At 40.8% G+C, this 13,403-nt stretch carries 14 protein-coding genes and 3 tRNA genes; 10 read left to right on the forward strand and 7 right to left on the reverse strand.

The features are described 5' to 3' along the window. From HC175_RS13750 to HC175_RS13765, 4 genes are all read left to right on the forward strand, one after another. A partial coding sequence (locus tag HC175_RS13750) for an integrase core domain-containing protein (protein WP_168139070.1) occupies positions 1-395 on the forward strand: 395 nt, incomplete at its 5' end. 351 nt (positions 396-746) lie between these two features. Then, the gene (locus HC175_RS13755) at positions 747-1,592 is read left to right on the forward strand and encodes a transketolase (RefSeq protein WP_168139071.1); all 846 of its coding nucleotides are present in this window, start codon (positions 747-749) and stop codon (positions 1,590-1,592) included. A gap of 118 nt (positions 1,593-1,710) precedes the next feature. Continuing rightward, entirely contained in the window at positions 1,711-2,664 is a 954-nt protein-coding gene (locus HC175_RS13760; protein ID WP_168139072.1) for a transketolase family protein, read from the forward strand. A gap of 124 nt (positions 2,665-2,788) precedes the next feature. Then, a complete protein-coding gene (locus HC175_RS13765) occupies positions 2,789-3,394 on the forward strand; it encodes an outer membrane beta-barrel protein (RefSeq protein WP_168139073.1) in 606 nt (201 codons plus the stop codon). Positions 3,395-3,434: 40 nt separating this feature from the next. Here HC175_RS13765 and HC175_RS13770 read toward each other — a convergent pair whose 3' ends face one another. After that, a complete protein-coding gene (locus HC175_RS13770) occupies positions 3,435-4,343 on the reverse strand; it encodes an FKBP-type peptidyl-prolyl cis-trans isomerase (RefSeq protein WP_168139074.1) in 909 nt (302 codons plus the stop codon). Between the two features lie 77 nt (positions 4,344-4,420). Here HC175_RS13770 and HC175_RS13775 point away from each other — a divergent pair, with 77 nt between their 5' ends. Together HC175_RS13775 and HC175_RS13780 are read left to right on the forward strand one after the other, a co-directional pair. Next, complete coding sequence (locus HC175_RS13775; protein ID WP_168139075.1) at positions 4,421-4,813, forward strand: RNA-binding S4 domain-containing protein; 393 nt, start codon at positions 4,421-4,423, stop codon at positions 4,811-4,813. Positions 4,814-4,850: 37 nt separating this feature from the next. After that, on the forward strand, positions 4,851-5,354 hold the full coding sequence (locus HC175_RS13780; RefSeq protein WP_168139076.1) for a phosphoribosyltransferase family protein: 504 nt from the start codon (positions 4,851-4,853) through the stop codon (positions 5,352-5,354). Here HC175_RS13780 and HC175_RS13785 read toward each other — a convergent pair. Continuing rightward, positions 5,346-5,867, reverse strand: coding sequence for a shikimate kinase (locus tag HC175_RS13785; RefSeq protein ID WP_168139077.1), 522 nt, complete (start codon positions 5,865-5,867; stop codon positions 5,346-5,348). The two genes, HC175_RS13780 and HC175_RS13785, sit on opposite strands and share 9 nt — an antisense overlap. A gap of 133 nt (positions 5,868-6,000) precedes the next feature. Here HC175_RS13785 and HC175_RS13790 point away from each other — a divergent pair. The 4 genes from HC175_RS13790 to HC175_RS13805 all read left to right on the forward strand — a co-directional run bounded on the left by HC175_RS13790 (position 6,001) and on the right by HC175_RS13805 (position 6,997). Next, positions 6,001-6,073, forward strand: a tRNA-Lys gene (locus HC175_RS13790). An 81-nt stretch (positions 6,074-6,154) separates the two neighbouring features. Next, positions 6,155-6,227, forward strand: a tRNA-Lys gene (locus tag HC175_RS13795). A gap of 79 nt (positions 6,228-6,306) precedes the next feature. Beyond that, positions 6,307-6,390: transfer RNA gene (locus HC175_RS13800), tRNA-Leu, on the forward strand. Between the two features lie 184 nt (positions 6,391-6,574). Beyond that, positions 6,575-6,997: a hypothetical protein gene (locus HC175_RS13805; RefSeq protein WP_168139078.1), complete on the forward strand. Its 423-nt coding sequence runs from the start codon at positions 6,575-6,577 to the stop codon at positions 6,995-6,997. 355 nt (positions 6,998-7,352) lie between these two features. Here the strand turns inward: HC175_RS13805 and HC175_RS13810 are convergent, their stop codons facing one another. From HC175_RS13810 to HC175_RS13830, 5 genes are all read right to left on the reverse strand, one after another. Continuing rightward, the gene (locus HC175_RS13810) at positions 7,353-9,626 is read right to left on the reverse strand and encodes an aconitate hydratase (RefSeq protein ID WP_168139079.1); all 2,274 of its coding nucleotides are present in this window, start codon (positions 9,624-9,626) and stop codon (positions 7,353-7,355) included. Between the two features lie 190 nt (positions 9,627-9,816). After that, positions 9,817-10,125, reverse strand: a complete 309-nt coding sequence (locus tag HC175_RS24885) for a PLDc N-terminal domain-containing protein (protein WP_168139080.1) — start codon at positions 10,123-10,125, stop codon at positions 9,817-9,819. 22 nt (positions 10,126-10,147) lie between these two features. Continuing rightward, on the reverse strand, positions 10,148-11,101 hold the full coding sequence (locus HC175_RS13820; RefSeq protein WP_168139081.1) for an AAA family ATPase: 954 nt from the start codon (positions 11,099-11,101) through the stop codon (positions 10,148-10,150). 14 nt (positions 11,102-11,115) lie between these two features. Then, positions 11,116-12,564 carry a peptidylprolyl isomerase gene (locus HC175_RS13825; protein ID WP_168139082.1) on the reverse strand — a complete coding sequence of 483 codons (1,449 nt, stop codon included), beginning with the start codon at positions 12,562-12,564 and terminating at the stop codon, positions 11,116-11,118. Then, positions 12,527-13,387: a peptidyl-prolyl cis-trans isomerase gene (locus tag HC175_RS13830; RefSeq protein WP_235942625.1), complete on the reverse strand. Its 861-nt coding sequence runs from the start codon at positions 13,385-13,387 to the stop codon at positions 12,527-12,529. The genes HC175_RS13825 and HC175_RS13830 overlap by 38 nt, the downstream gene beginning before the upstream one ends. Between the last annotated feature and the right edge of the window lie 16 nt (positions 13,388-13,403).

Here is a 13,403-nt window from a genome sequence, read left to right on the forward strand (position 1 = left end):
GAGGAACAGCTAACATAAAGGCTTTAAAAATGGCTTTAAAAGACAATAAAGCTCCAAAGATCCACCACTCAGATCGAGGAAGCCAGTATACTTATAAATCTTATGTTGATCTTTTAAAAGCTAATACCACTACTATTAGTATGGCTTTAAGTGCACAGGATAATGCTTATGCCGAAAGGATCAATAGAACAATAAAAGAAGAGTATCTGGATCACTGGAAGCCACAATCTTTTAGTCAGCTTAAGAACCAGGTGAACAAGGCAGTGAAAAACTATAATAATAAAAGATCACACAATCACTTAGAAAAAAGGAACCCTGAAGAGTTTATTAATTATTGGTCAACACTCAAACCAGAAGAAAGACCAGTAGTTACTATTTTTGATAATGAAAATTAATGGATAAAACCGGTCAACACTAATCAGGGAAGTTCAGTTTGGAGGTTAGATTTTAGAAGTTAGACTTTAGAAGTTAGATTATAGAAATTAGAGATTAGAAGTCAGATTTTGGAAGTATGATTTTAGGAATGGCAATTATTGATCTAAAGACATCAAAAGCCAGAGGATAGATAAAAAGATTCGGAAATTCGGACCTAAAATACAGTCCTCACTCCTTTTCTTATTTTCCGATTAACCAATAACTATTAACCACTCACCAACTTGTTCACAGCTTTTAATAATAATTGACGGCTGTTGATTTCCAAAGCGTTGATAAAATAGTATTTTTGCAAAACATTTAATTAAAACCAGATGCCAAACACACAACAACTAGAAAATTTTGTCACCCAGGTGAGAAGAGACATCGTAAGGCAGGTCCACAAGGTAAATTCCGGTCATCCCGGAGGTTCCCTGGGCTGCGCCGAATTCATAAGCGTCCTTTACCAGGAAGTGATGGATCGCAAGGAAGGATTTGATATGGATGGAAAAGGTGAAGATCTTTTCTTCCTTTCCAACGGTCACATCTCTCCTGTTTTTTACAGCGTCCTTGCCCGCAGCGGCTATTTTCCTGTAGAGGAGCTAAGCACCTTCAGGCTTATTGATTCCCGCCTCCAGGGACATCCCACAACGCATGAAGGACTACCGGGAGTGAGAGTAGCTTCAGGTTCTCTTGGCCAGGGCCTTTCTGTAGCAATTGGAGCTGCAAATTCAAAAAAGCTGAATGGAGACCAGCATCTGGTATATTCATTACATGGAGACGGTGAGCTTCAGGAGGGACAAAACTGGGAGGCTATAATGTATGCAGCAGCAAAAAAGGTAGACAACCTTATTGCTACTGTAGACAGGAATTTTCAGCAAATTGATGGCTGTACAGATGATGTACTGCCAATGGGCAACCTGGTTGAGAAATTTAAAGCTTTTGGCTGGGATGTCCTGGAAATCAAAAATGGAAATGACATTTCTGAAGTTCTTGAGGGACTTAAAGAAGCAAAAAGCCGTACCGGAAAGGGAAAACCTGTCGCTATTATCATGACCACCATTATGGGTCATGGGGTAGATTTCATGATGGGAACTCATAAGTGGCACGGAGTTGCTCCAAATGATGAACAACTGGAGACAGCACTTGCTCAAAATCCTGAAACTCTGGGAGACTACTAATAGAAGTGAGATTTGAGATCTTAGATTTGAGAAACAGTCTATTTCGAGCTCCCTAAAAAATACTTTTAATATATTCCCCCTGCTGTCTATAAGCAGGCTACGGAAAAAAGTTTAAAAAATGAAAAAATATACAAATACAGGAAATAAAGATACCCGCTCTGGCTTTGGTGACGGACTAACAGAGCTAGGGAAAAGCAATCCTAATGTAGTAGCCCTTTGCGCCGATCTTACAGGATCTTTAAAAATGGGAGATTTCGAGAAGAATCATCCTGAACGATTTTTCCAGGTAGGAATTGCCGAAGCCAATATGATGGGCATTGCAGCCGGAATGACTATAGGCGGTAAAATACCTTTTACAGGAACCTTCGCTAATTTTTCTACCGGAAGGGTCTATGACCAAATTAGACAGTCCATTGCCTACAGTGACAAAAATGTGAAAATTTGCGCCTCTCATGCTGGTCTCACTTTAGGAGAAGATGGAGCTACTCACCAAATTCTGGAAGATATTGGATTAATGAAGATGTTACCGGGAATGACGGTGATCAATACCTGTGACTACAACCAGACTAAAGCTGCAACAATAGCCATAGCAGAGCATCATGGGCCCGTTTATCTTCGCTTCGGAAGACCAAAAGTGGCAAATTTCACCCCCGAAGATCAGGAGTTCAAGGTTGGAAAGGCTGTAATGCTGAACGAAGGAAAAGATGTTACCATCATTGCTACAGGACATTTGGTTTGGGAAGCTTTACAGGCAGCAGAACAACTTGAGGAGCAGGGAGTTTCAGCTGAAGTAATTAATATTCACACCATCAAACCTCTGGACGAGGCTGCTATTCTTGCTTCAGTAGGAAAAACAGGCTGTGTGGTTACGGCAGAAGAACATAACTTCCTTGGAGGTCTTGGAGAGAGTGTAGCCAGAACCCTGGTACAAAATCATCCTGCACCACAGGAATTTGTAGCCACTATGGACACGTTTGGAGAAAGCGGAACTCCAGAACAGCTCATGGAGAAATATGGACTTAACGCGGCCGCCATCGTGAAAGCTGCAGAAAAGGTTATGAAGCGAAAATAAATTTCAATTCATCTAACGCCTATTGCAATGCCTTCCAAAAATGCCCTTTTTGGAAGGCATTGTGCTTTTAGAAATATTTTTACCCAGAATGCGTTTACTTAGCATGAACTTTAAAACCTTACTTATGAAGAATTACCTAATGATCTTAATGCTTTTTTCAATTACCTCTGGTTTCGCGCAAAGCGGCTTCGGAATCAAAGGCGGATTAAACTACGGTGACAATGGAGAAATATCCTATACCGACGTCACAAATGCAGGAGAAGATATCATTAAAGGCGGCGATAGTAAAGTTGGTTATCATTTTGGAGCCTTTTACAGGGGGGATATAGGAGGATTTTTTCTGCGTCCCGAATTGTTATACACCAGGATCAAAAGCTCCTACCAATTCAATGACCAGGAAGCAGATTACAATGTATCCAAGCTCGACATGCCGGTGTTAGTAGGAATGGACCTGTTGGGACCGCTTAATATCTTTGCAGGACCAAGTCTCCAGTACATTCTTAAAAATGACTTTGACGGCGTCTCTTTAGGAGATGTAGAAAATGAATTTAGTATAGGAGCTCAATTTGGAGTAGGCATCTCTTTTGGCGGCATAGGCCTTGACGTACGATATGAGCGCGCCTTAAAAGAAAATGAAGCAACGGTTTTAGATCTTAGTGGCGCTGAAGGATTAAAGCGGGTAGACACCCGACCGAACCAGCTCATTTTCAGCCTTTCGATGAAACTTTAAAATATCTTTATAAATAAAAAAGCCCCTTTTGGGGCTTTTTTTAATTGTCTTTATCTAGATAATCGGGAGTGCCATCTCCATCGGTATCAGGAAAGCTAAGGGTTCCATCCTCATTGATGACGATTTCCTCTTTAGTGGGAATAAAATCTCCGTCATCATCACGATCAATATAATTTGGAGCCAGATCTCCATCTGTATCATCATTGGTCACTCTTTGATCATTATTAAGATCTTCCATCCATGATGGTATGCCATCATTGTCATGATCGGCCTCATTGGTACCATAAACCCGAAAAGTAAAAACCAGCGGACTATAGGAAGGGATAATTGATTGTGCATTATTAAAATATGCCAGTCCCGAAGGAAGGAACATTGCCCCTATTCCAAAATCATTATTCCATTTCACAGTATTGTCCGGTAGCACTTCAAAACCTGAGGCACCACGGAATTCTGTTACTGCCTGCCCAAAACCGGGAACTGTACGTGTAAGATCAAACCACACCGGATTCCTGGAGGCATCAAACAAGGTGCGATCCAAAAGAAGACCTTCGTAGGATACAAAAGTAGAGTCACTAAACTTTGGCTTAGGCTGCTCTGCTGCCCCTTCTCTTATTTTCAGGATATATAATTTATAATCCACTCCTTCATAATTGAAGGTCTTGGAGATAAGATTTTCAGATTGGCTCAAAGGCTGCTTGCCTGCATTCTCGGCATTGATCGTATCGATCTTGACGGAGTAATCAAAATCTGCAGGAGGGTTTTCAAAATCCTCGTAGTTATAGAAATGAGTATCAAGATATGCCTGCAGGGCTTCCTGGTCAGCTACTTCCTGTTCTGCTCTGTCGCGTAGTGGAATTGGGTCTACAGAAGGATCGTCATCATCTTTATCACAAGCCACAGCAAAGACCGCTGCAAGTATTGGTAATATCAAAAATTTCTTCAATTTCATCAAAAGGTAATTTAGGGCCGCAAGATACAATATTCTCGTATTTTTGCTGAAGATCGTTGGACTTTTACTACAAAAATATGAGAGTAGATAAATATTTGTGGTGTGTGCGGTATTACAAAACGCGAAGCATTGCCACTGAAGCATGCAAGCAGGGAAAAGTACGTATTAATGACCAGGTTGTAAAACCTTCCCGCGAGGTTTATCCTACTGATAAAATTGCAATCAGAAAAAATCAGATCAATTATCAGGTTGAAGTATTGGACCTTCCAAAAAGCAGAATTGGCGCTAAGCTTTCCAATCTTTACGTAAACGACATCACTCCAAAAGAAGAATTTGAGAAACTTGAATTGCTGAAATATTCCCAGGATTATTACCGAAAAAAAGGAACAGGAAGACCGACCAAAAAAGACAGAAGGGAACTTGATGACTGGTTTGACCCTGAAGATGACACTGAAGAAAAGACCGAATAAATAAGCCCCTGTTTATTACCTTTGAAAAAAATCACCCATGAGTAAGACTTCTGTTACCATTCTGGACCATCAACAGATCAATCGTAAGATCAAAAGAATTGCTTACCAGATTTATGAAAGTAATGTAGAAGAAAAGCAAATCATTCTGGCTGGTATTGCTGACAGCGGTTATGAACTGGCTAAAAAACTGGAAAAGGAACTTCAGGAAATATCGCAGTTAGATGTACTTCTATGCAAGGTGAAGGTAAATAAGAAAAATCCTTTAGACGCTGTAACGACCAGTCTGACTGCAAATGAATATCAAAATAAGGCGCTGGTATTGATAGATGATGTGCTTAACTCAGGTACCACGTTAATTTACGGGGTAAGGCATTTTCTTGAGGTGCCTTTAAAGAGGTTTAAAACGGCTGTACTTGTAGATCGCAGCCATAAAAAATATCCTGTAAAAGCCGATTTTAAAGGGCTCTCATTATCTACTTCCATCCATGAAACGGTAAAGGTCACTTTTGAAGAATCAAATGATCGTGCAGAACTAGTTTAAATAATTCTCGATCTCGGTTACCAGTTGAGGAACAGACTTATCATCGGTAACCAGGCTAAGGTCGCTCTGGTTGTAATAGTAATTGCGCTCGAACAAATGTTTCCTTATAAAGTCATTAAGCAAAGCAGGAGTGTCAAATTCCTGTATTAAAGGTCGGTTTTCTCTTTCCTTTATTAACCGTGCAGTAAGTTCCTCTAATCCGGTCTTTAGAAAAACAGTGTGAGTATGAGCAGCATTTTTTATAAGCTCAAGGTTTTTTCCGTAACAAGGTGTACCACCACCAAGCGATAAAACGAAGTTAGCCTCCTGCTCCAGAAGTTCTTTTAGAACTTCTGCTTCTTTTCTTCGGAAATAGATCTCTCCGGCGTCAGAAAAGATCTCCGGAATTGACTTTTTTTCCCGCCGACTTATTTCCTCGTCCAGATCGAGAAACGGAAGTTGTTTTTGCACCGCAAGCGCCTTTCCCACTACAGATTTGCCAGATCCCATATAGCCTATTAAAATAATTTTCATTTCTTAAACAGGTGATTTCTAATGCCTTTTACCGCATCTTTTAAATGAAGAGCAAATTTATATCAATTTGTTCTTGAAAAATAAATTAATGTGGGTATATTTGCACCCGCATTAGCAAAAATGCAACAAGGCAGATCTGGTAGCTCAGCTGGTAGAGCATCTCCCTTTTAAGGAGAGGGTCCTGGGTTCGAATCCCAGCCAGATCACTAAAGGAATGGATGGGATAAGTAATTATCCTGAGTAAAATCAAAGGTAATTCCAACCATTACAGCAGTTCTTTAATTCCTGACCTGGTAGCTCAGTTGGTAGAGCATCTCCCTTTTAAGGAGAGGGTCCTGGGTTCGAGTCCCAGCCAGGTCACAATCACGTTCAGACTCTAGAGTCTCTTTCTGAATCCACATTCTTTAAGAACCAGTTTCCTAAAGATATTCCTCTTTTTGCCCAGGTGCTGGAACTGGTAGACAGGCATGGTTGAGGGCCATGTGTCCATTAGGGCGTGCGGGTTCGAGTCCCGCTCTGGGCACATTTTCAAATTATCCTTTTGTTTATCTTCTTTCCTACGATCTTTCTAATTCGTTAAGGATTTTCACTTTTCTGACACTACTTCCCACACAAAAGCTAAATTTCTGTTAATCATATTCTTAGCATCTTCCTGAGAAAAAATAAAGTTTATTTTTATCAAACAGTTCACCACTATTTTCATAAAGATGCACTTTCATTTATATTCTCAGCTATTAAAATTAGATCTATCAAATGATGATCTGCTTCAAATGTATTATGTCATTTATTATGACTTAAAACAGGAGGATAAGGAAATGTCTGAGAATGTTTCAAAGCTTATCGAAATTCGCGAGAAGACAAAACTGGAATTAAGAAGGTTACTCTTCAATATTAAAAATTCTATTCAGGCTTCAAAAGTGGGCACTGCAGTTCTCAATTTTCTACCGGTTTTCCTAAAGCTGGATTACCTGGCTAGGAACACCTTTAATAACCTTAATCTAAAGGCGTGTTACGAGAAAGAGAAAAGAAATATTAAACTATATTACGATACACTCTATAATCAGGATATTCCATCCTCTACCTTAGATGTACTGTTACAACAAAAAAGAAAATTAGAATCTTTACCCTAATAGATGAGAAAACGGTAATTTTTACTGGGGGGCAAAAATTACTTGATAGAATACTCCGGAATTAAACCTCCGGAGTTTCTCATCTACTTTTACTAATGGCTGTCATAACCTGGCAGTCATTTTTATTTCCCCACCTCTGTGAATAAAAAACAATTCTAGAGACAACCTGGAAGTGCCAATCGATGATTCTGCCTGCACAGAAGACAACCTGGAAATAAAAAGTGAAGTGTGGGCCTATTTTTTTTCAGGGCCTGGTTACAGCCTCTGTAAGAAGTACTGTAGAGATCTAAAAGGCATGCCATAAAACAAAAAACTCCCGCAGGTGCGGGAGTTTTAAATATTCTAGCTGTGCCTGTTAAGCTGCAGCAGCATTCTGCTTTTTGATAAGGTTCAAAGCAGATCCTTCTTTATACCATTCAATTTGAGATTGATTGTAGGTGTGATTCGCTTTGATCACATCCTTAGAACCATCTGCATGAACAACTTCAATAGTGAGCTGCTTATCTGGTGCAAAGTTCTCAAGATCGATGAAGTTAAAAGTATCATCTTCCTGGATAAGATCGTAATCACTTTCGTTAGCAAAAGTGATTCCCAACATTCCTTGCTTTTTCAAGTTGGTTTCATGGATCCTTGCGAAAGATTTCACCAAAACTACCTTGACCCCAAGGTGACGTGGCTCCATTGCGGCATGCTCTCTTGAAGAACCTTCCCCGTAGTTATGGTCTCCCACTACAACTGTTGGAATGCCGGCAGCCTTATACTTACGCTGCGTTGCAGGCACACCATCATAATCTCCAGTGATCTGATTTTTTACAAAATTAGTTTTCATATTGAAGGCATTCACCGCTCCAATAAGACAGTTATTGGAAATATTGTCTAAGTGACCTCTAAAACGCAACCATGGTCCCGCCATAGAAATATGATCTGTAGTACACTTTCCAAAAGCTTTAATGAGCAGTTTGGCGCCCATTAGATTTTGACCATCCCAGGGCTCAAATGGCTCCAGTAGTTGCAACCTTTCAGATTCAGGATTTACCTTTACCTCTACAGTTGAACCATCTTCAGTTGGCGCTAGATATCCAGGATCCTCAACATCAAAACCTTTTGGCGGTAATTCCAATCCTGTAGGCTCATCGAGCTTTACATATTCTCCATCTTCATTTAAAAGGGTATCTGTAGTTGGGTCAAAATCCAGTCTTCCTGCAATAGCTATTGCTGCAACCATTTCGGGAGATCCTACAAAGGCATGGGTATTTGGATTTCCATCTGCTCTTTTAGAGAAGTTTCTGTTGAAGGAGTGTACAATAGTATTCTTTTCCTCTCCTTTTCGGTCGCTTCTGTCCCACTGTCCAATACACGGTCCACATGCATTGGTAAAGATGGTTGCATCGAGATCTTCGAAAATTTGAAGCAGGCCATCTCTTTCTGCTGTAAATCGTATTTGTTCTGAACCAGGATTGATCCCAAAATCAGATTTAGCTTTTACTTTCTTATCTACTGCCTGTTTTGCAATTGATGCTGCGCGAGTAAGATCTTCATAGGATGAGTTGGTGCAAGAACCAATTAATCCCCAGTCAACATTTATTGGCCAGTCATTAGCTCTTGCCTTTTCTCCCATTTCTGAGATTGGCGTAGCAAGATCGGGCGTAAATGGGCCGTTAAGGTGTGGCTTCAATTCATCAAGGTTGATCTCAATGACCTCATCAAAATACTTTTCGGGATTAGCGTAAACTTCGGCATCTCCGGTAAGATGTTCCTTCACGGCGTTTGCCGCTTCAGCAACATCTGCACGGTTTGTAGCACGAAGATATCTCGCCATTGATTCATCATATCCAAAAGTAGAAGTCGTAGCACCTACCTCAGCTCCCATGTTACAGATCGTACCTTTTCCTGTAGCCGACATAGATTCGGCTCCTTCGCCAAAATATTCGATAATAGCCCCGGTTCCTCCTTTAACAGTAAGAATTCCTGCAACTTTTAGAATAACATCTTTGGGGGCGGTCCAACCAGATAGCTTTCCGGTAAGTTTTACTCCAATAAGCTTAGGAAATTTCAATTCCCACGCCATCCCTGCCATAACATCTACAGCATCTGCACCACCAACACCAATAGCTACCATTCCAAGACCACCGGCATTAACAGTGTGAGAATCGGTACCAATCATCATTCCTCCAGGAAATGCATAGTTCTCGAGCACTACCTGGTGAATAATTCCGGCTCCTGGTTTCCAGAAACCTATTCCGTATTTGTTCGATACAGATTCAAGAAAATCGAATACCTCATCACTTGATTTTTTTGCGCTTGGCAGGTCAAACTGAGCTCCAAGCTTAGCCTGGATAAGGTGATCACAATGCACAGTGGTAGGCACTGCAACATTTTTCTTTCCGGCTTGCATGAACTGCAACAAAGCCATTTGTGCAGTTGCATCCTGGCAAGCAATCCTGTCGGGAGCAAAATCTACATAGTCCTTTCCCCTTGTATATTCTTTGGTTGGTTGCCCATCCCATAGATGCGAATAAAGTATTTTTTCTGAAAGAGTCAATGGTTTACCAGCAATTTGGCGGGCAGCATTCACCCGTTCCCCCATTTGGCTGTAAACCTTCTTGATCATATCGATATCGTATGCCATTTTATCTTGATTTTTAAAGGTTCTGAAGTGCTGCAAAATTACTAAATCCTCTTCGATTTAAAAAATTGCGACTAAAGAGAGACATTAAATGAATAATATTTAATAGGTCTGCAAAAATTTCAGGTAAAAATTAAGCAGCTGGTATGAAAACAGGAAGGAAATAAGAAATTGATAATTTCTATCGTATGGTTTATTGCTTTTCCGCAGGAAGGGACTTAACAGAATGCAATTTTTTACGCTGAAACAGGTAAACCGATGGTGCTAACCAAGGCATCACCAGCATTGAAATAAGCCAAAAGGTCTTATTCTGAATTTTTGTATTGATCATATCAAAAAGAAGCACAAACCAAAAACTAAAAAGAATAAAGAAACTAAATGCAGCCGAAAAAGAGAGCAACTGCCAGTTGAGAAGATTTCCATCTGCCCTGATCCATAGAAATTGGCAGGCAAAAAACAGTATGGAAACAGGAACTCTGAACTTAATCAAATGCTTGACCATGGAATAAATATACTAAAAGATCTTAAAACAAGCTCTTTATGATCTCCTCTTCAGAAATTCCTTCAGCTTCGGCTTTGTAATTTTTGATCACCCTGTGCCGTAGAATTCCGTAGGCTACTGCCTGCACATCCTCAATATCTGGTGAGAATTTTCCGTGAACTGCTGCATTTGCTTTGGCCCCTAAAATGAGATTTTGAGAGGCTCTTGGTCCTGCACCCCAATCCACATATTCCTTTACTAATGCCGTGGCTCGCTCTCCTGCGGGACGGGTTTTCCCCACCAGCCCAACTGCATATTCTATAACATTATCGGCTACCGGGATCCTCCTTATCAAATGCTGAAAATCTACAATCTCCTTTGCCGAGAACAACGGCTGGATCTCCACAACTTCATCGGAAGTAGTTGTTTTGACCACTTCAATTTCTTCTTCGAAAGAAGGATATTCGAGCTTTATCGCAAACATGAACCTGTCCAATTGCGCTTCTGGCAAAGGGTAGGTGCCTTCCTGTTCAATTGGATTCTGAGTAGCGAGAACAAAGTAAGGCAAATCGAGCTTGTAATGCTGTCCAGCCACAGTCACCGCTCTTTCCTGCATAGCTTCAAGTAAAGCTGCCTGGGTCTTTGGGGGTGTCCTGTTGATCTCATCGGCCAGAATGATATTTCCGAAAACAGGACCTTTGATGAATTTAAAATGCCGGTTCTCATCCAGGATCTCCGATCCCAGAATGTCACTCGGCATAAGATCTGGCGTGAATTGTATTCTTTTGAAGTTGAGACCCAGTGCCTGGGCAATGGTATTGACCATTAGTGTTTTTGCCAGCCCGGGAACTCCTATTAACAGGGAATGACCTCCCGAAAATACCGACAATAAGATCTGATCTACCACTTCCTGCTGCCCAACAATTCTCCTGGCAATTTCCTGCCTTAATTGTTGATGCCGGTCTACCAGATTTTTTACCGCCGCTACGTCTGACATACTGTGCTCGAAAATTATTTCTTTAACCAGTTACTGGAATATTCACAGTCCCTGTATTCTCCATTAACTTTTATATAGGTCTCCCCAATCTTTTCCTTTTGCCATTTCTCGATGGCCTTAAGCTGCTTATCGCGAAGTGCAAGTTCTTTGATCTTATTATAATCCTGCGCGTAATTCGCCTTGTGTTCAGGATACCTGTTGGTTACTGTGATGATCTTGTAAAAAGGTCTCCCTGTGTTATCCTGGTCTGTTAGGATATTGGAAACTTTGCCCTTTTCAAGATTCACCACCTGCTCATAAAGGAGAGGATCTATTTTTGTCAATTCAAATCGAGTATCTCCTGTTGTAGGATTGATCAATTTCCCTCCGCCCTCGCGAGTTTCCTTTTCATCTGAAACCTCTCTTGCTGCATCAGAAAAACTGATCTCATTGTTGTTGATGCGCTCTCTTACATTCTGGACCTTATCAAATGCCTTTTGCTTGGTAGCTTCAGTAACATCAGGTATTAAAAGAATATGACGTACATCTACCTGCTGACCACGAATTTTATCTACCGTCAAAATATGATATCCGAATTCAGTTTGAAATGGTTTACTCACTTCTCCTTCCTGAAGGGAAAATGCTGCATCCTTAAATTCCTTTACAAAAGGATCCTGCCTGGTAAGTGTGATTTTTCCACCCGAAGATCTTGAACCGGGATCCTGTGAATAAAGTACTGCTTTGGTTGCGAAACTCGCACCGTTTTCCAGAACATCTGCTCTCATCTCACTTAACCTGTCGATAAGTTTTTGTCTTTCTTCCTGCGGAATTTCAGGCTTTACCACAATTTGGGCAATTTCAACTTCATCTCCAAATACCGGGCGTTCCTCTTCAGGAATACTTGTAAAGAAAGCTCTAACCTCTTCCGGAGTAATTTCTACAGCTTCCACGATCTTGCGTTGCATTTCTGAAGCCAGTCTGTTCTGTTTGTTGATCTCGAAAAGCTCTGCTCTGAATTCAGCCTCAGTTTCTTTCTTATAGAATTCCAGCACCTTTTCTAAAGAGCCTACCTGCTGGGTCATGTATGCCAGCTGTTGATCAATATTGGCGTTGATCTCGGAATCAGAAACTATGATACTGTCCTGGATCGCGTGGTGTGCATAAAGCTTGTTCTCCATCAACCTTCCGGCTAAATTGCAGTTGGTAACATCCTGAGTGGATACTCCCTGACTCTGAAGCTCAATGTACATCTTGTCTATGTCACTTTCCAGCACTACAAAATCTCCAACCACAGCTGCCACTCCATCCACCTTAAAGCGCCCGGATTTGTTTTCGGTCTTTGCCTGGATCTCAGACTCAATATCAATCGCAGTACTGTCTGTAACTATTACTTCCTGAGCATTTATTGCACCGGCAGTAAACATGAAAATCAGCAAAGCAGCCGAGTTAATTATAGATCTCAAATTTGTCATTTTTAATAGCATCTTGTGTAATGTCTTTTTCTAATTTCTTTATCAGCTCCAGCTTTCTCTTGTTCAGCAGGATCTGCTTTATGCTTGGCAAAGAGTATTCCAATGGCGCTTGTTCATTGCGTAATTTCACATCTTCAACAGAAATCAAATATACTCCTAATGAATCTTCGAGTTGCATAAAATTCTTATTTTTTAAGAATTCCGGATTGTCCTGGGGCGTCAATGGCCTTATTTTGTCATAGACCTGTTTTGTTTTCACCCACACGGAATCATTGAGAGAATATGAATTAAACTGAATTGCCATCTCCAGCAGGGCCTGCTTATCTTCATCATCAAAGCGCCGGAATCGTGTCTTTATCAATTCGAAGTCCTTGTTGTCTTTTGTGATATTGATGTAGCGCAGCTTTACCAGATTCTCATTGAGCAGAAAATTCTCCCCATGTTCTTCATAATACTGTTCTGCTGCCTCACGGGTAATTGCAGTGTCCAGCTCTCGCGCCACAATAGCATCGGTATAGGCTTTAGCGTAAAGTTCGTTTTTGTAGTTCTGCACAAGCCGGTCGAACTCAGCCTGCTTCTCGGCAGTAAGATTTATTCGTGCCCGGTCAAGCAAAAGTTTTTGTGTAGCCCAGCGCGTGATAAAGTTATTTACCAGTAGGGTACTGTCTTCTGGAGAGGTGTTGCTAGAAATAAGCGTTGTGACATCCTCCTTGTAAAGGTAGGAATCATTAACCCTTGCTATAACTTCTTTATCTTCCGGTTCATTCAGGAAATTACAACCAGCCGTCAAAATTAACAGCAACAGTAATCCTGAAATTCCATTTTTTATAATCAATTTTAACTTTGTATTA

This window comes from Salinimicrobium oceani (assembly GCF_012037645.1).